The sequence below is a fragment of the Streptomyces sp. NPDC048352 genome (genome assembly GCF_040651895.1).
Lineage (GTDB): Bacteria > Actinomycetota > Actinomycetes > Streptomycetales > Streptomycetaceae > Streptomyces.
This window is the reverse complement of sequence record NZ_JBEZKZ010000003.1, coordinates 186,909-203,469: the sequence shown is the minus strand read 5'-3', so window position 1 is coordinate 203,469 and position 16,561 is coordinate 186,909. Positions and strand designations below refer to the sequence as shown.

Sequence of the window (16,561 nt, the reverse complement as noted above, 5' to 3'; positions counted from 1 at the left end):
GCCCGCGCCCGGAAGATCCGGGCGGCCGGCGCCGTCGCGCGCCGGCAGCTGCGGCCGCCTGCGCTGGACGGGGGCCGAGGGACCGGACTGCTGCTGCGGCCGGCCCTGCGGGGCCTGCTGCTGGTGCTGCGAGGGCTGCGGCTGCTGCGGGGCCTGCTGGTGCTGCTGGGTCTGGCCCTGCGGCGGCTGCGGCCGCTCGAAGCCGTTGCCCTGCTGCGGGAAGCCGCCCTGCTGGCCGTTCTGCTGCGGGAACCCTCCGGGTCCGCCGGCCGGCCGCGCCTGCGGTCCGCCGGCCTGCCCGCGGCCCGGCAGCGGGGCACCGCCGCCGAAGGCACCCTGGCCCTGCGACTGGCCCGTCGGGGCGGCGGGACCGCCCTGCGGACGGGGTCCCTGGCCCTGCGGGCCCTTGGGACGCTGCTGCTGCCCACCGGCCGCGCCGTCGCGCCCCGGCAGGGCGGCGCGCTGGCCGCTTCCGGAGACCTGGCCGCGCTGCTGGCCGGCGCCCACAGGGGGACGCGCGCCCGCACCGGGCACGGAGGACTGCTGGCCGCCGGGAGCGCCCGGAGTACCGGGAGCACCGCCGGGGCCGCCCTGGCCGCCGCCGGCACCCGGCGTCGGGCCGGGCTTCTTGCCGCCCTGGGCGACGTCCACCGGGAGCATGACGAGGGCCGTCGTACCGCCCGAGTCGGAGGGGCGCAGCTGGATGCGGATGCCGTGTCGCAGGGACAGGCGGCCGACCACGAAGAGGCCCATGCGGCGGGAGACGGAGACGTCCACGGTCGGCGGCGAGGCCAGCCGCTCGTTGATCGCCGCGAGGTCCTCGGGGGAGAGGCCGATGCCGGTGTCGTGGATCTCGACCAGCACGCGGCCGTCGGGCAGCGCGTGACCGGTGACCTTGACCTTGGTCTGCGGGGAGGAGAACGAGGTGGCGTTCTCCAGCAGCTCGGCGAGCAGGTGCACGAGGTCGTTGACGACGCGGCCGGCGACGTCGGTGCCGGGCACCGACGCCAGCTCGATGCGCTCGTACTGCTCCACCTCGGACGCGGCGGCGCGGAGCACGTCGACGAGCGGGACGGGGCGGGTCCACCGGCGGCCCGGCTCCTCGCCCGCGAGGACGAGGAGGTTTTCGCCGTTACGGCGCATGCGGGTCGCGAGGTGGTCGAGCTTGAAGAGCGAGGACAGCTGGTCCGGGTCGGCCTCGCGCGACTCCAGTTCGGAGATGAGCGAGAGCTGGCGCTGGATGAGGCCCTGGGAGCGGCGCGAGAGGTTGGTGAACATCGCGTTGACGTTGCCCCGCAGGAGGGCCTGCTCGGCGGCGAGGCGGACGGCCTCGCGGTGCACGTCGTCGAAGGCCGCGGCCACCTGGCCGATCTCGTCGCGGGTGTGCAGGCCGACGGACTCCACGGAGGTGTCGACGTCCTGCGGGTCCGACTCGGAGAGCTGCTTGACGAGCTCGGGCAGGCGGTCCTGGGCGACGCGGGTCGCGGTGTCCTGGAGGCGGCGCAGCGAGCGGATCATGGAGCGGGCCATGACGAAGGCGCCGATGAAGGAGACACCGAGGACGAGGAGGATCAGGGCACCGTTGACGAGGGCGTCCTGCTGCGACTCGTTCTTGAGCTCGCGGGCCTTCTGCTCCATGTCCTCGAGCAGCGACAGCTCGATCTTCTGCATCTCGCGGAGCTTGGTGTCGTCGGCGTCGTACCAGTCCATCCAGGAGCGGTTCTTCTCCTTGACGAACTGCCCCTGCGTGCTCAGCACGCGGCGGGCGTAGTGGTCGGCGCTGCCGATCTCGGAGTTGCCGTCACCGAGCGAGCTGAGGAGTTCCTCGGGCTTGCCCTGGTAGACGAGTTCGAAGGTCTTCTTCGACTGGCTCTCGCCGCGCAGCGCGGAGAGGGCGTAGAGGCGGTCGTTCTCCTCCAGCTTGCCCTGCTTGTCGCCGCTCTCGGGGAGCGAGGCGGCGATGATCGCGCGCTGGATGGAGGCGTACTCCTTGGCGGAGGAGAACGCCGCCAGGGCACGGGTGCGCTTGATCATCTCGGGGTTCGAGGTGGCCTGGGCCATGTCCTGCGAGAGCGAGAGCAGCGAGACGATCAGCGCGTTGTACTCGGTGACGGTCTGCTGGGCGCCGTTCTGGTACGCCTTCTTGCGGATGTCCTCGATGCCGGTGAGCTGGCGGCCGATCTGGAGGATGTTGTTGCGGATCGACTTGAGGGTCTCGTCCTTGTCCTCCGCGTTGTCGACCTTGTCGGTCGCGGCGGCGAAGGCCTTGGCGGCGGCGTCGGTCTGGTCGCGGACACCCTCGACGAGGCTGTTGGCCTTGCCGTCCTTGGTGAGCGACATCGGACCGGCCGACTTGTCCCGCTCCTCCTGGAGCATGGCGGCGAGGCTGGTCGCCTGGCGGGTCATCGTGGTCAGCAGCTGCATGTGCTCCAGCTGCTGGATGTCCTCGAGCGAGTCGTTGATACGGAAACCACCGAGTGTGGTGGCGGCGACGACGGGCAGGGTCAGCAGCGACACGAGTCGCGTGCTGATGCGCCAGTTCTGCATGGCGAGACGGGAGCCGGGCCCGCTGGGGGCCTTCGGTATCGCCTCTTCGGTCACCGGCGACTCGGCCTTGCCCTTGGCCCTGCTCGGCTTGACCGCCTTGCCGGGCTTCGGGGCCTTGCCGGACTTGCCGCGGCCCTTCGCCTTCACCGACGCGGACGTGTCGGGGCCCGCTCCGTCGGCAGCCGGCCCGCGGTGCTGGGCGTGCTGGGGCGAGGAGCCACGGTCGATCCCGCCGCGCGGCTCCTGCTCCGCCGCAGCGCTGCCATCCCTCTTGAATCGTCCCTGCACTAGCGTCGCAACCTCTGGACCAGGCGTCCCGCCGGGTGAACGGCGAAACGGTGTCGAGTCGTGGGGCACTGACGGCCCCGTGGTGGTCGTCGGTGACCGGCGCGTCTCCCTCTCCATTGCCGCCGCGCGCGGCGCTCTCTTGCGCCACCTGCGCGCCGGCTGATACCCGCGGCGGTCCCGCGAATTCCAGCACAGTGGGGGATCTCCAACAAGGTGCGCGTGTCGGCCCGGCCAGCCGGTCACGGCTTGTGACAGGGGGGCTACGCGATGTGGAGGCACTATGTGGAGAAAACGGACGTACGTCAACCAAAGCTTCCGTCTGCCCCAGTGTCCCAGTCGAGATGATCAGGAGCGGAATGGCGCATTCAGTGGCGCAATGTCCGTTTCGACGGGGGAATTTGACCGAGCGTTATGCCCGTATTGCCCGGTCGCTGGTGAGGAAACTCACACGACTGGGGCCATTACTTACCGGTTCGGCCGGGGATTCGGATGTTTAGCCTTGCCTGTTAAAGGGTTGGCGCCCCGTCCGGCGCATCCGACAACCCCCATCCCACGAAGCGACCCGAGGGCCCGAAACTCCGATGAAGACGACGCTGATGTTCCGCAACATAGCCAACCCCCGCCGCACCACCCTGGCGCACCTGAAGGACGCCGAGGACCTGCAGGCGGCGCCGGCCACCCCGGAGCACTCCGTCGAGCTGCCCGCCCAGACCGCGAACCCCCGCCGCACCGTCCTCATGGACGCGCCCGTCGCCGCGGCACAGTAGTCCCTCCGCAGTAGCGGCTCCGTAAAGGAGCGCGAAGCGCCGCCCCCCACCGCGTTAGCCTGGGGTCCACACTCCAGCCAGCGGAAATACAGAGGGGCAGACGCAACACGTGCGCATCGCCAGGTTCTCGATCGACGGCAATGTCGCGTTCGGCGCGGTCGAGGGCAGCACTGCCCCCGGCGCCGAGGGTGAGCTCGTCCTCGACATCATCAAGGGCATTCCGTTCGCGGACTTCGAGCTCTCCGGCACGAAGGTCCCGCTGAGCAAGGTCCGGCTGCTGCCGCCCGTGCTCCCGAACAAGGTCGTGGCCGTCGGCCGCAACTACGCGGAGCACGCGGCGGAGCTCGGCAACGCCATCGTCGACGACCAAGGCCGTCCCGAGGCGCCCCTCACCTTCTTCAAGCCCTCCACCTCCGTGGTCGGCCCGGGCGACCCGATCGTCTACCCCTCCTTCTCCCAGGACGTGCACCACGAGGCGGAGCTCGCCGTGGTCATCGGCCGCATGTGCCGCGAGGTCCCGAAGGAGCGCGTGAAGGACGTGATCCTCGGCTACACCTGCGCCAACGACGTCACCGCCCGCGACGTCCAGCAGCGCGAGAAGCAGTGGGCCCGGGCCAAGGGCTTCGACAGCGCCTGCCCCCTCGGCCCCTGGATCGAGACCGGCCTGGACCCGGCGGCTGTCGCCGCGGGCCTGGCCGTCCAGTGCACGGTCAACGGGGAACAGCGCCAGCTCGGCAGCACCAGCGACATGGTCCGCTCCGTCGAGGACCTGATCGTGCACATCACCGAGGCCATGACGCTGCTCCCGGGCGACGTCATCCTCACGGGGACCCCGGCCGGCGTCGGCCCCCTCAACGTCGGCGACGAGGTCGCCGTCACCATCGAAGGCATCGGCACTCTCACCAACAAGGTGATCAAGCGTGGCTAACGGACCCGTCCGCGTACGTTTCTGTCCCTCCCCGACCGGCAACCCCCACGTGGGCCTGGTCCGGACCGCCCTCTTCAACTGGGCGTTCGCCCGCCACCACGGCGGTACGTTCGTCTTCCGCATCGAGGACACCGACGCGGCCCGCGACTCCGAGGAGTCGTACGAGCAGCTGCTCGACTCGCTGCGCTGGCTCGGCTTCACCTGGGACGAGGGCCCCGAGGTCGGCGGCCCCCACGCCCCGTACCGCCAGTCCCAGCGCATGGACATCTACGCGGACATCGCGAAGAAGCTCCTGGACGGCGGGTACGCGTACCACTGCTACTGCACCACCGAGGAGCTCGACACCCGCCGCGACGCCGCCCGCGCGGCCGGCAGGCCCTCCGGCTACGACGGCCACTGCCGCGACCTGAGCGCCGAGCAGGTAGCCGCGTACACGGCCGAGGGGCGCACCTCGATCGTCCGCTTCCGGATGCCCGACGAGACCATCACCTTCACGGACCTGGTCCGCGGCGAGCTCTCCTTCACCCCGGAGAACGTGCCGGACTTCGGCATCGTCCGCGCGAACGGCGCCCCGCTGTACACGCTGGTCAACCCGGTGGACGACGCGCTGATGGAGATCACGCACGTCCTGCGCGGCGAGGACCTGCTGTCCTCCACGCCCCGCCAGATCGCCCTCTACAAGGCGCTGACCGAGCTGGGCGTCGCCAAGGCCACCCCCGCCTTCGGCCACCTGCCGTACGTGATGGGCGAGGGCAACAAGAAGCTCTCCAAGCGCGACCCCGAGTCCTCGCTCAACCTCTACCGCGAGCGCGGCTTCCTGCCCGAGGGCCTGCTGAACTACCTCTCGCTCCTCGGCTGGTCCTTCTCCAAGGACCAGGACATCTTCTCGATCGAGGAGATGGTGGCGAAGTTCGACATCGACGGCGTCAACGCCAACCCGGCGCGCTTCGACCTCAAGAAGTGCGAGGCGATCAACGCCGACCACATCCGCCGGATGGACCCCAAGGCCTTCGCGGACGCCTGCGCCCCCTGGCTGCGGGCCCCGCACGCCAACTGGGCGCCCGAGGACTTCGACGCCGAGGCCTGGGACCGGATCGCTCCCCACGCCCAGACCCGGGTGACCGTCCTGTCGGACATCACCGCGAACGTGGACTTCCTCTTCCTGAAGGAACCCGTCGAGGACCAGGCGTCCTGGGACAAGGCGATGAAGGGCGAGCCCGCTGCCCTGCTCACCACGGCACGGGAGAACCTCTCCACCGCCGACTGGTCCGACCCGGAGTCCCTCAAGCAGGCCGTCCTCACCGCCGGCGAGGCCCACGGCCTCAAGCTCGGCAAGGCCCAGGCCCCGGTGCGCGTGGCCGTCACCGGCCGCACGGTCGGCCTGCCGCTCTTCGAGTCCCTGGAGATCCTGGGCAAGGAGCGCTCGCTCGCCCGTATCGACGCGGCCCTGGCGAAGCTCGCCGCCTGACCCGCACCCCACCCCCGCAGGGGCGGCGGCCGACCCGGCCGCCGCCCCTGCGGCGTTGTCGGCGCCGGGCCCTAGGGTGCCCCGAGTTGATCACGCGCTCCGTGGAAGGCCGCCCCATGCCCCTCACCGCCCCCGACTTCGACCGGTACTTCACGCCGGGACACTCCTTCGTCTACGAGAACGGCGACCGCGGCACGATCGCGGTGGCCGTCGCCGGCGAGCTGTGGCTGCCCAGCGGCCGGGTGAGCGCCTGCGACCCCTTCGTCGACCTGGGCGGGGGATGGGCGAGGCCCTTCACCGCCGAGGTGGCCCCCGGCCGCTACCGCGCCGAGACGGCGCTCGCCACCCTCACCACTCCCGGCGAGGACCCCGGCGGCCGCCCGCACCTGCGCACGGCCGCCGCCCGCCTGGTGATCCGGGACACGGCGACGGCGGCCTGGGAGATGGCCGTCACCGAGGGCCAGGACGCCGCCGCGCTCGCGGACGACGGGTACTTCGGCTACGGGGTGGACGCGGGCACCGGCTGCTTCTACGACCCGGCGGCCGACGACTCCTTCCCGGACTGCGAGGGCGACGAGGGTCCGCTCTGGGACGCCTTCGAGGAAGCCGGCCACGGCCCCGGCCCGCACCTGCTCACGGGTGAGCGCGGTCACAACCTCGTGGCCTTCGGCTCCGGCTGGGGCGACGGCCACTACCCGACGTGGGTGGGACGGGACGCCGACGGCCGGGTCACCTGTTTCGTGACGGACTTCTTCGTCGTGCCCTCGCCCGCGGACGACGCGGCGTAGGCTCGCCCGTATGCCGATCCGCGCCGTGCTGTGGGACATCGACGACACCCTCTTCGACTACACGGGGGCCGACGCGGCCGGGCTGGCCGCGCACCTGCGGGAAGAGGGGATGGCCGGGCGCCACGGATCCCCGCTCGACGCCCTGGCCCTGTGGCGCAGGCTCACGGAGCTGCACTGGGCGCGGTTCGCCGCCGGCGAGGTCACCTTCCAGGGCCAGCGCCAGGACCGGGTGCGGGACTTCCTCGGCAGGCCCGCCATGACGGCGGTACAGGCCGACGCCTGGTTCGAGCGGTACGTCGAGCACTACAAGGCCGCCTGGGTCCTCTTCCCGGACGTGCTGCCCGTACTGGACGCCCTCGCCCGCACCCACCGGCACGGGGTGCTCTCCAACTCCTCCGCCGCCAACCAGGACCCCAAGCTGCGCCACCTCGGGCTGCGCGACCGCTTCGAGGTGCTGGTCTGCGCCGCCGAGCTGGGCGTGAGCAAGCCCGACGCCGCCGCCTTCCTGGCCGCCTGCCGGGCGCTCGCGCTGCCTCCGGAGGAGGTCGCGTACGTCGGGGACCAGCCGGAGATCGACGCGCGCGGGGCGCGCGACGCCGGGCTGACGGCCGTCTGGCTCGACCGGGAGGGCGGCCGGGGACCCGGCCCCGCCGGCGTTCACCGGATCGAGGCACTGGACGGACTGCCGGAGCTGCTGGCCGCTGATACCCGTTTTGGAGCACGGTCAGGCATCCGGTAATGTTCTTTCTGCGCCGCCCGAGCGGGCCGAAAGGCCGGTAACGGAGGCGCTGACCAAACGGAAGGCCCCCAGGGGCTTGAAGTTCGGTGGGCTATAGTGTAATTGGCAACACGAGGGTTTCTGGTTCCCTTATTCTAGGTTCGAGTCCTGGTAGCCCAGCGCAGTGCAGTAGTAACGCAGTGCTTTGCCCCCGTTGTGTAGCGGCCTAGCACGCCGCCCTCTCAAGGCGGTAGCGCCGGTTCGAATCCGGTCGGGGGTACAGATCCTTCCCGCGGGATCTCCAGGGTCGCTCCCGGAGGTTTTGATGCAGGATCGCTAGGGCCCCCGTTGTGTAGCGGCCTAGCACGCCGCCCTCTCAAGGCGGTAGCGCCGGTTCGAATCCGGTCGGGGGTACCAAGGTCTGGCTGGTCTAGACCATTGGGCTATAGTGTAATTGGCAACACGAGGGTTTCTGGTTCCCTTATTCTAGGTTCGAGTCCTGGTAGCCCAGCGCAGTACCGCAGTAGAGCTAGCCCCCGTTGTGTAGCGGCCTAGCACGCCGCCCTCTCAAGGCGGTAGCGCCGGTTCGAATCCGGTCGGGGGTACATGAGGGAGAGGCCCTCCGCGATCATCGCGGAGGGCCTCTTCCGCGTTTCCGGAGCCCCTCGCCGCCCGCCGGATCCGGGCACAAGTACGGGCCCGGCGGCGCGAGTTCGGACGTGTGCGGCGTCGTACGCGCCCCCGGGCCCGGGGGTGGGTGGGAGAGGTCTGCGACCGGGAGGGGTCAGCCGGAGCGGCGCAGGGCCTCCGTGAGCCGGGCGGCCGCGTCGATGACGGCCTGGGCGTGCATGCGCCCCGGGTGGCGGGTCAGGCGCTCGATCGGCCCGGAGACCGATACGGAGGCCACCACGCGGTTCGACGGGCCGCGGACGGGCGCCGAGACGGAGGCCACGCCGGGCTCCCGCTCGCCGATCGACTGCGCCCAGCCGCGACGCCGTACGCCGGACAGGGCCGTGGCCGTGAAGCGCGCGCCCTGCAGGCCCCGGTGGAGCCGCTCGGGCTCCTCCCAGGCCATCAGGATCTGCGCGGCCGACCCCGCCTTCATGGGGAGGGTGGAGCCCACCGGGACGGTGTCCCGCAGGCCCGACAGCCGCTCGGCGGCCGCCACGCAGATGCGCATGTCGCCCTGACGGCGGTAGAGCTGCGCGCTCTCGCCCGTCACGTCACGGAGGTGCGTGAGCACCGGTCCGGCCGTTGCCAGCAGGCGGTCCTCGCCGGCCGCGGCGGCAAGCTCTGCCAGCCGCGGACCGAGGATGAACCGGCCCTGCATGTCCCTCGCCACCATCCGGTGGTGTTCCAGTGCCACGGCCAGGCGATGTGCCGTGGGTCGTGCGAGCCCTGTCGCCGCGACCAGCCCGGCGAGGGTGGCCGGACCGGACTCCAGTGCGCTCAGTACCAGAGCTGCCTTGTCGAGAACGCCGACGCCGCTAGAGTTGTCCATGAAACGATATTCACGTCTCACACTGTGAAACGCAAGTTCAAATTTTCCAAGAACGAGCGAGTCTGTATGTGCGGGTCCACGAACCACTGGGTCCGAGCCGTCGTTCCGCAGGTGGGGTAGCGGGCGATCAGGCGCACCAGATCTCTACATAAGCGCCGGCCCGACCGGCCGGCCGGAGGGAAAGCGATGGGTAGGACACTCGCGGAGAAGGTCTGGGACGACCACGTCGTCCGGCGCGCCGAGGGCGAGCCCGATCTCCTCTTCATTGATCTCCACCTGCTGCACGAGGTGACCAGCCCGCAGGCCTTCGACGGCCTGCGCCAGGCCGGCCGCAAGGTCCGACGCCTCGACCTCACCATCGCGACCGAGGACCACAACACCCCCACCATCGACATCGACAAGCCGATCGCCGACCCGGTCTCCCGGGCCCAGCTGGAGACCCTGCGCAAGAACTGCGCCGAGTTCGGTGTCCGTCTGCACTCGCTCGGTGACGTCGAGCAGGGTGTCGTCCACGTCGTCGGCCCGCAGCTGGGCCTGACCCAGCCGGGCACGACCGTGGTCTGCGGCGACTCGCACACCTCCACGCACGGCGCCTTCGGCGCGCTGGCCTTCGGCATCGGCACCAGCCAGGTCGAGCACGTGCTGGCCACCCAGACGCTGCCGCTGGCCCGCCCCAAGACGATGGCGATCACCGTCACCGGCGCGCTGGCCGAGGGCGTCACCGCCAAGGACCTGATCCTGGCGATCATCGCCAAGATCGGCACCGGCGGCGGCCAGGGCTACATCCTGGAGTACCGCGGCGAGGCCATCGAGAAGCTGTCGATGGAAGCCCGCATGACCATCTGCAACATGTCGATCGAGGCCGGCGCCCGCGCGGGCATGATCGCCCCCGACCAGACCACCTTCGACTACCTTCAGGGCCGCGACCACGCCCCGAAGGGCGAGGACTGGGACGCGGCCGTCGCCTACTGGAAGACGCTGCGCACCGACGACGACGCGGTCTTCGACGCCGAGGTCGTCATCGACGGCACGACGCTGGCCCCCTTCGTCACCTGGGGCACCAACCCGGGCCAGGGCGCGCCGCTGTCGGCCAACGTCCCCGACCCGGCTTCGTACGAGGACGCTTCGGAGCGCCTGGCCGCCGAAAAGGCCCTGGAGTACATGGGGTTGACGGCCGGGCAGCCGCTGCGCGAGATCAAGGTCGACACCGTCTTCGTAGGTTCCTGCACCAACGGCCGCATCGAGGACCTGCGCGCCGTCGCCGGGATCGTCGAGGGCCGCAAAGTCGCCGACGGCGTACGGATGCTGGTCGTCCCGGGCTCGGTCCGGGTCGCGCTCCAGGCCGTGGAAGAGGGCCTGGACAAGGTCTTCAAGGAGGCCGGGGCCGAATGGCGGCACGCGGGCTGCTCGATGTGCCTGGGCATGAACCCCGACCAACTGGCGCCCGGTGAGCGTTCCGCGTCCACCTCCAACCGCAACTTCGAGGGCCGGCAGGGCAAGGGCGGGCGTACGCACCTGGTCTCCCCGCAGGTGGCCGCCGCCACCGCGGTGCTGGGCCATCTGGCCTCGCCCGCCGATCTGTCCGACGCCACCGCGACCGCCGGAGTCTGAACCATGGAAGCCTTCACCACCCACACCGGCCGGGCCGTTCCGCTGCGCCGCAGCAACGTCGACACCGACCAGATCATCCCGGCCCACTGGCTGAAGAAGATCACCCGCGACGGGTTCGAGGACGGGCTCTTCGAGGCCTGGCGCAAGGACCCGGAGTTCGTCACCAACCGCCCCGAGCGGGCCGGCGCGACCGTCCTGGTCGCCGGTCCCGACTTCGGCACCGGCTCCTCGCGCGAACACGCCGTATGGGCCCTGCAGAACTTCGGCTTCAAGACGGTCATCTCCTCCCGCTTCGCCGACATCTTCCGCGGCAACTCGCTGAAGAACGGTCTGCTGACCGTCGTGCTGCCCCAGGAGACGGTCGACCGTCTGTGGGAGCTGACCGAGGCCGACCCCACCGCCGAGATCACCGTCGACCTGGTCGACCGCCAGGTCCGAGCCGAAGGCGTCGAGGCGGAGTTCGAGCTCGACGACAACGCCCGCTGGCGTCTGCTGGAGGGCTTGGACGACATCTCGCTCACCCTTCAGAACGAAGCCGACATCGACACGTACGAAAGCGGCCGCCCGGCCTTCAAGCCGCGCACGATTCAGCACTGATTCCAGCCTGATCAGCGCTTATTCGCCTTTGGGTGATCACATCGGCAACACTGTGCCCCCCGCCTTCCGGTGGGGGGCACAGCCGTTTGTTGAGGCCCCGTGAGGCGACAACTCGCCCCAGATGGCACAATCTGTGCATGGAACGCGACAGTCAACTCGAGCTCTACGAACTCGTCGCGGACCGGTTGAAAGAAGCACACACAAGGGTGCGCGCACTGCAAGTCCCGGAGGGCGTAAGGATGGCGCTGTCCCGGAAGCTGTTGGTCGTCACTGCCGCGGCGAAGCACGATCTCGCCGACGCGGCAAGGCGCCTGGACAGGTTGATGAAGGACCTCGACGAGGGTCGATTCCCTGAAGGCGACTGATGCGAAGGAACTCCGTAACGGCCTACCTCGTTGCGGCACTAGGGTGATTAGCCCGTTTCGTGTTTGATTTGCGGTATATATCCGCCTAACGTGCGAAATAAGCTTGAACACATTCGTTCTGGCGATGTCTCCGAAGGGGAAGACGTGAACAAGGCGCAGCTCGTAGAAGCGATTGCCGACAAGCTGGGCGGCCGCCAGCAGGCCGCGGACGCCGTCGACGCGGTACTGGACGCCATGGTCCGCGCGGTCGTCGCGGGAGACCGGGTCTCGGTCACGGGCTTCGGCTCGTTCGAGAAGGTCGACCGTCCCGCCCGCTACGCCCGCAACCCGCAGACGGGTGAGCGCGTCCGGGTCAAGAAGACCTCCGTCCCCCGCTTCCGCGCGGGTCAGGGCTTCAAGGACCTGGTCAGCGGCACCAAGAAGCTCCCCAAGGGCGACGAGGTCGCCGTGAAGAAGGCCCCCAAGGGCAGCCTGACCGGCGGCGCCTCCGCCACGGTCAAGAAGGCCGCCGCGAAGAAGGCCACCACGGCGAAGAAGGCCGCCGCCAAGACCACGGCCACGAAGACCGCGGCGAAGAAGACGACGGCCAAGAAGGCCACCCCGACCGTCAAGAAGACGGCCGCGAAGTCCGCGGTCGCCAAGAAGGCCACGGCCACCACCAAGAAGGCGGCCCCGGCGAAGAAGACCACGGCGACGGCCAAGAAGACCACCGCCACGGCGAAGAAGACCGCCCCGGCGGCCAAGAAGGCCACCGCGACGAAGGCGCCCGCCAAGAAGACGGCGACGCGCAAGGCCACCGCGAAGAAGACCACCGCCCGCAAGAAGTAAGGGCGCCGGTCCCCGCACGCCGGGCCGGCTTCCCCACCGGGGGAAGCCGGCCCGCGGTGCGTTCCGCGCAGGTCGCGGCCCCGGTCAGGGGTCCGCCCGCAGCAGCGGCGCGGGGCTCAGAAGGTCTGCAGGGTCACCAGCGTGATGCGCAGGGACGCGCCCTCGCCGTCCGTCTCGATGCGGACCCGCTGCCCGGGCCGCAGCAGCCGCAGACCGCCCGCGTCGAAGGCCGCGGCCTCGAAGGGCACCGGGGTGCCGTCGTCCAGCAGCACGCTGCCGCTGCGGGTCTGGGAGTCGTACGTGTACGCGGTCGCCTGCATACGGGCACTGTATCGGGCGGTGTGCGGCCCCACTCCGAGGGCCAGGGCCGTGCGGAGGTCCGCCCCCGTGTCCACGTCCCGGCGTACGCTCTCCACGTCCGCGAGGGCTATTTCCACCGCTCCCGAGGCCGAATGGCGGGCCCGGGACCGGCCGCCGAACGAAGGTGCCAATTCCGCGTCCGGACCGGCGGAAAGCAAGGTGGTGCCGATTCCCGCCGCATCCGCCAGAAATGCCCGCGGAAATGCCGCCGCGGTATCGAGCACACGTAGCAATTCCGGCGGGCGCAGGGCCGGCAGGTCGGCGTTGATCGCGGCCACCGGAGCACCGGGCCGCACCGCCCGCACCGCCCGCGCCCCGTGGGCCAGCGCGGCGTTGAGCCCCGCGCCGGGGGCGTCCGGCAGGATCCGGGCCCCCAGCCTGGCCAGTTCCGCCCCCGCCGCGGCGTCGTCCGTGACGACCACCACATCCGTGACCGAGGCGCAGGCCAGCGCCCCCGCCACGGTGTCCTGCGCGAAAGCCAGCGCGAGCCCGGGCCGGGACGCGCCCACGGCGGCCGCCAGACGGCTCTTGGCCAGCGCCAGGGGCTTCAGCGGGACCACCAGGCTCCACACGGCGTTCGTGGCGCCCCCCTTCCCTCCGGTGCGCTGCGGCACCCGCCCGACCCGTCGGCAAGGTCATGGCCCGGTCATCAGTCGGCCCATTGTCGCCCCCGGGCGGGCGCAGGGGGACCGGGCGGTATGAGCGGGGCGTACGGTGTCCTCGACAGAGACCGGACCGGGGGCGACACTTGTCCGGCTCCCAAGGCGGCCACGCCGCGCCCCGGTCCTAGAGGAAGGTGTCCGAGTGTCCCGCCGCAGAATCGGCTTCTGGTACCGCCTGGCGGCGGTCATCGCAAAACCGCCGCTGGTAGTGCTCTTCAAGCGGGACTGGCGGGGAATGGAGCACATTCCGGCCGACGGCGGCTTTATCACCGCCGTCAATCACAACTCGTATCTGGACCCGCTCTCCTACGCGCACTTCCAGTACAACACCGGCCGCGTGCCGCGTTTGCTCGCCAAGGCCGGCCTCTTCAAGGTGCCTTTCGTCGGCGCGATCCTGCGCGGATCCGGGCAGATCCCCGTCTACCGCGAGACCACCAACGCCCTGGACGCATTCCGGGCCGCCGTGGCCGCCGTCGAGCGCGGCGAATGCGTGGCGTTTTATCCGGAGGGCACCCTCACCCGGGACCCGGAGATGTGGCCGATGGCCGGCAAGACCGGCGTCGCCCGCGTGGCGCTGATCACCAAGGCCCCCGTCATTCCCGTGGCCCAGTGGGGCGCGAACCTCGCGATGCCGCCCTACGCCAAGGAGAACAAGGTCCGGCTGTTCCCGCGCAAGACCCTCCAGGTGCTCGCCGGACCGCCCGTGGACCTCTCGGCCTTCTACGACCGCGAGCCCACGCCCGAGGTCCTCAAGGGCGCCACCGAGGCCATCATGGCCGACATCACCAAGCTCCTGGAGGAGCTGCGGGGCCAGAGCGCGCCCGCGCAGCCCTACGACCACCGCAAGGCCAGGGCGCAGCAGCGGCGCAAGGCCGCGGGGGAGGGCACCAAGTGACACGTCCCGTGAAGGCCGCCGTCTTCGGAACCGGCTCCTGGGGCACCGCCTTCGGCATGGTGCTCGCCGACGCCGGATGCGAGGTCACCCTGTGGGCCCGCCGCCCGGAGGTGGTCGACGCCGTCAACAACGGCCGCACCAACCCGGACTACTTCCCCGGTGTGGAGCTCCCGGCGAACCTGCGCGCCACCACCGACCCGGCCGAGGCGGCGCGCGGCGCCGACTTCACCGTCCTGTCCATCCCGTCCCAGACGCTGCGCGCCAACCTGGCCGAATGGGCCCCCCTGCTGGCCCCCGGCACCGTGCTCGTGTCCCTGATGAAGGGCATCGAACTCGGCACCGCCAAGCGGATGAGCGAGGTCATCGAGGAGGTGGCCAAGGTCCCCGCCGAGCGCGTCGCCGTCGTCACCGGGCCCAACCTGGCCCGCGAGATCGTCGCCCGGCAGCCCGCCGCCTCCGTCGTCGCCTGCGCGGACGAGGCCGTGGCCCAGCGCCTCCAGGCCGCCTGCCACACCCCGTACTTCCGCCCGTACACCAGCACCGACGTCATCGGCTGCGAGCTCGGCGGCGCCGTCAAGAACGTCATCGGCCTCGCCGTCGGCATCGCGGACGGCATGGGCCTGGGCGACAACACCAAGGGCTCCCTCATCACCCGCGGGCTCGCCGAAGCCACCCGGCTGGGCCTGGCGATGGGCGCCGACCCGCTCACCTTCTCCGGCCTCGCGGGCCTCGGCGACCTCGTCGCCACCTGCTCCTCGCCGCTCTCCCGCAACCACACCTTCGGCACCAACCTGGGCCGCGGGATGACCCTGGAGGAGACCATCGCGGTCACCAGCCAGACCGCGGAAGGGGTCAAGTCGTGCCAGTCCGTGGCGGATCTGGCACGCCGGTACGGAGTGGACATGCCGATCACCGACACGGTCGTCGACATCGTGCACCACGGCAAGCCGCCGCTGGTCGCGCTGAAGGAACTGATGGGGCGCAGCGCCAAACCGGAACGCCACTGACACCTTTCCGGACGTCTGAGCGGGTACCCTCGTGGCGATATGAGCAGCGAGAACCTCCCCCAGACCCCTGAGCAGCAGGGTCGCAAGCCCCGCGTGGCCGTCGTGTTCGGCGGCCGCAGCTCGGAACACGCCATTTCGGTCGTCACGGCGGGCGCGGTGCTGCGCTCCATCGACCGTGCCAAGTACGAGGTGCTGCCCATCGGCATCACCACGGACGGCCGGTGGGCCCTGACCGCCGACGAGCCCGAGCGCATGGCCATCGCGGACCGCGAGCTCCCCAGCGTGGACGCCCTCGCGGAGTCCCCGGACGGCGCCGTCGTGCTTTCCGTGGACCCCGCGAGCCGTGAGGTCGTCTACACCGAGCCCGGCGCCGTCCCCAAGGCGCTGGGCGAGGTCGACGTCGTCTTCCCCGTGCTCCACGGCCCCTACGGCGAGGACGGCACCCTCCAGGGCCTCCTGGAGCTCTCCGGTGTCCCGTACGTCGGCTCGGGCGTCCTCGCCTCGGCCGTCGGCCAGGACAAGGACTACATGAAGCGGGTGTTCACCTCCTTCGGGCTGAGCGTCGGCCCGTACGTGACCATCCGCCCCCGCGAGTGGGAGGCCGACCAGACCGCCGCCGAGGCGAAGATCCTGGACTTCGCCGGCGAGCACGGCTGGCCGCTGTTCATCAAGCCCGCCCGGGCCGGCTCCTCCATCGGCATCACCAAGGTCGACGACCCCTCCGGGCTGGACGCGGCGATCCGCGAGGCCCGCCGCCACGACCCGAAGATCATCGTGGAGGCGCTGCTGCGCGGCCGCGAGATCGAGTGCGGCGTCCTGGAGTTCGAGGACGGGCCGCGCGCCAGCGCCCCCGCCGAGATCCCGCCGGTCTCCAGCCACGACTTCTACGACTTCGAGGCGAAGTACATCGACTCCGCCTCCGGGATCGTGCCCGCCCCGCTCACCCCGGAGCAGACCGCCGAGGTGCAGCGGCTCGCGATCGAGGCCTTCGAGGCCGCGTCCTGCGAGGGCCTCGTGCGCGCGGACTTCTTCCTCACCGAGGACGGCACCTTCGTCATCAACGAGATCAACACCATGCCCGGTTTCACGCCGATCTCGATGTACCCGCGGATGTGGCAGGAGTCCGGCATCGAGTACCGGGAGCTGGTGGACCTCCTGATCCAGGCGGCGCTGCGCCGCTCCACCGGGCTGCGCTAGCGCCGCCCGGCCCCGTACAGCCGACCGCCCGCCG

General features: G+C 70.9%; 14 protein-coding genes, 5 tRNA genes and 1 pseudogene. 17 read left to right on the top strand and 3 right to left on the bottom strand.

The window, feature by feature from the left end:
- On the bottom strand, nt 1–2,835 hold a 2,835-nt coding region (locus AB0D45_RS03435; protein ID WP_362455062.1), incomplete at its 3' end, for a nitrate- and nitrite sensing domain-containing protein.
- A gap of 581 nt (nt 2,836–3,416) precedes the next feature.
- On the opposite strand from AB0D45_RS03435, the gene AB0D45_RS03430 reads away from it, so the two are divergent.
- The 10 genes from AB0D45_RS03430 to AB0D45_RS03385 all read left to right on the top strand — a co-directional run bounded on the left by AB0D45_RS03430 (nt 3,417) and on the right by AB0D45_RS03385 (nt 8,109).
- Nucleotides 3,417–3,602, top strand: coding sequence for a hypothetical protein (locus AB0D45_RS03430; protein WP_361610101.1), 186 nt, complete (start codon nt 3,417–3,419; stop codon nt 3,600–3,602).
- A gap of 109 nt (nt 3,603–3,711) precedes the next feature.
- Nucleotides 3,712–4,530, top strand: a complete 819-nt coding sequence (locus AB0D45_RS03425; RefSeq protein ID WP_362455061.1) for a fumarylacetoacetate hydrolase family protein — start codon at nt 3,712–3,714, stop codon at nt 4,528–4,530.
- A complete protein-coding gene (gltX, locus tag AB0D45_RS03420) occupies nt 4,523–5,998 on the top strand; it encodes a glutamate--tRNA ligase (RefSeq protein ID WP_362455060.1) in 1,476 nt (491 codons plus the stop codon). Before AB0D45_RS03425 ends, gltX begins: the two co-directional genes overlap by 8 nt.
- Nucleotides 5,999–6,114: 116 nt before the next feature.
- A complete protein-coding gene (locus tag AB0D45_RS03415) occupies nt 6,115–6,786 on the top strand; it encodes a DUF4241 domain-containing protein (protein WP_362455059.1) in 672 nt (223 codons plus the stop codon).
- A 10-nt stretch (nt 6,787–6,796) separates the two neighbouring features.
- The gene (locus tag AB0D45_RS03410) at nt 6,797–7,525 is read left to right on the top strand and encodes an HAD family hydrolase (RefSeq protein WP_361610104.1); all 729 of its coding nucleotides are present in this window, start codon (nt 6,797–6,799) and stop codon (nt 7,523–7,525) included.
- Nucleotides 7,526–7,612: 87 nt separating this feature from the next.
- Nucleotides 7,613–7,684 (top strand) — tRNA-Gln (locus tag AB0D45_RS03405).
- A 27-nt stretch (nt 7,685–7,711) separates the two neighbouring features.
- Nucleotides 7,712–7,784, top strand: a tRNA-Glu gene (locus tag AB0D45_RS03400).
- Nucleotides 7,785–7,845: 61 nt separating this feature from the next.
- Nucleotides 7,846–7,921 (top strand) — tRNA-Glu (locus tag AB0D45_RS03395).
- Nucleotides 7,922–7,943: 22 nt separating this feature from the next.
- Nucleotides 7,944–8,015: transfer RNA gene (locus AB0D45_RS03390), tRNA-Gln, on the top strand.
- A 21-nt stretch (nt 8,016–8,036) separates the two neighbouring features.
- Nucleotides 8,037–8,109 (top strand) — tRNA-Glu (locus tag AB0D45_RS03385).
- A gap of 179 nt (nt 8,110–8,288) precedes the next feature.
- Here the strand turns inward: AB0D45_RS03385 and ndgR are convergent.
- Complete coding sequence (gene ndgR, locus AB0D45_RS03380) at nt 8,289–9,005, bottom strand: IclR family transcriptional regulator NdgR (RefSeq protein ID WP_007266782.1); 717 nt, start codon at nt 9,003–9,005, stop codon at nt 8,289–8,291.
- A 186-nt stretch (nt 9,006–9,191) separates the two neighbouring features.
- Between ndgR and leuC the strand changes: the two genes are divergently transcribed.
- The 4 genes from leuC to AB0D45_RS03360 all read left to right on the top strand — a co-directional run bounded on the left by leuC (nt 9,192) and on the right by AB0D45_RS03360 (nt 12,406).
- Nucleotides 9,192–10,616, top strand: a complete 1,425-nt coding sequence (gene leuC, locus AB0D45_RS03375; RefSeq protein WP_362455058.1) for a 3-isopropylmalate dehydratase large subunit — start codon at nt 9,192–9,194, stop codon at nt 10,614–10,616.
- 3 nt (nt 10,617–10,619) lie between these two features.
- Complete coding sequence (gene leuD / locus AB0D45_RS03370) at nt 10,620–11,213, top strand: 3-isopropylmalate dehydratase small subunit (protein ID WP_361610965.1); 594 nt, start codon at nt 10,620–10,622, stop codon at nt 11,211–11,213.
- A gap of 137 nt (nt 11,214–11,350) precedes the next feature.
- A complete protein-coding gene (locus tag AB0D45_RS03365) occupies nt 11,351–11,578 on the top strand; it encodes a hypothetical protein (protein ID WP_079429951.1) in 228 nt (75 codons plus the stop codon).
- Nucleotides 11,579–11,722: 144 nt separating this feature from the next.
- On the top strand, nt 11,723–12,406 hold the full coding sequence (locus AB0D45_RS03360) for an HU family DNA-binding protein (protein WP_362455057.1): 684 nt from the start codon (nt 11,723–11,725) through the stop codon (nt 12,404–12,406).
- Between the two features lie 323 nt (nt 12,407–12,729).
- Here AB0D45_RS03360 and cofC read toward each other — a convergent pair.
- Nucleotides 12,730–13,380: pseudogene (gene cofC, locus AB0D45_RS03355) on the bottom strand (2-phospho-L-lactate guanylyltransferase); the annotation flags it as partial.
- Between the two features lie 190 nt (nt 13,381–13,570).
- Between cofC and AB0D45_RS03350 the strand changes: the two are divergent.
- Genes AB0D45_RS03350 through AB0D45_RS03340 form a run of 3 tightly spaced genes read left to right on the top strand, consistent with a single transcriptional unit; the run spans nt 13,571 to nt 16,527 of the window.
- Nucleotides 13,571–14,323, top strand: a complete 753-nt coding sequence (locus tag AB0D45_RS03350; RefSeq protein ID WP_361605184.1) for a lysophospholipid acyltransferase family protein — start codon at nt 13,571–13,573, stop codon at nt 14,321–14,323.
- Nucleotides 14,320–15,330, top strand: coding sequence for an NAD(P)H-dependent glycerol-3-phosphate dehydrogenase (locus AB0D45_RS03345; RefSeq protein ID WP_361605181.1), 1,011 nt, complete (start codon nt 14,320–14,322; stop codon nt 15,328–15,330). Before AB0D45_RS03350 ends, AB0D45_RS03345 begins: the two co-directional genes overlap by 4 nt.
- 39 nt (nt 15,331–15,369) lie before the next feature.
- Nucleotides 15,370–16,527, top strand: coding sequence for a D-alanine--D-alanine ligase family protein (locus AB0D45_RS03340; RefSeq protein ID WP_362455056.1), 1,158 nt, complete (start codon nt 15,370–15,372; stop codon nt 16,525–16,527).
- Nucleotides 16,528–16,561 lie beyond the last annotated feature (34 nt).

Coding starts and splice junctions, on each gene's coding strand:
- AB0D45_RS03410 (WP_361610104.1), top strand. CDS start 6,797: ATGCCGATCCGCGCCGTGCTGTGGGACATCGACGACACCCTCTTCGAC.
- AB0D45_RS03415 (WP_362455059.1), top strand. CDS start 6,115: ATGCCCCTCACCGCCCCCGACTTCGACCGGTACTTCACGCCGGGACAC.
- leuC (WP_362455058.1), top strand. CDS start 9,192: ATGGGTAGGACACTCGCGGAGAAGGTCTGGGACGACCACGTCGTCCGG.
- AB0D45_RS03340 (WP_362455056.1), top strand. CDS start 15,370: ATGAGCAGCGAGAACCTCCCCCAGACCCCTGAGCAGCAGGGTCGCAAG.
- leuD (WP_361610965.1), top strand. CDS start 10,620: ATGGAAGCCTTCACCACCCACACCGGCCGGGCCGTTCCGCTGCGCCGC.
- AB0D45_RS03430 (WP_361610101.1), top strand. CDS start 3,417: ATGAAGACGACGCTGATGTTCCGCAACATAGCCAACCCCCGCCGCACC.
- AB0D45_RS03365 (WP_079429951.1), top strand. CDS start 11,351: ATGGAACGCGACAGTCAACTCGAGCTCTACGAACTCGTCGCGGACCGG.
- ndgR (WP_007266782.1), bottom strand. CDS start 9,005: ATGGACAACTCTAGCGGCGTCGGCGTTCTCGACAAGGCAGCTCTGGTA.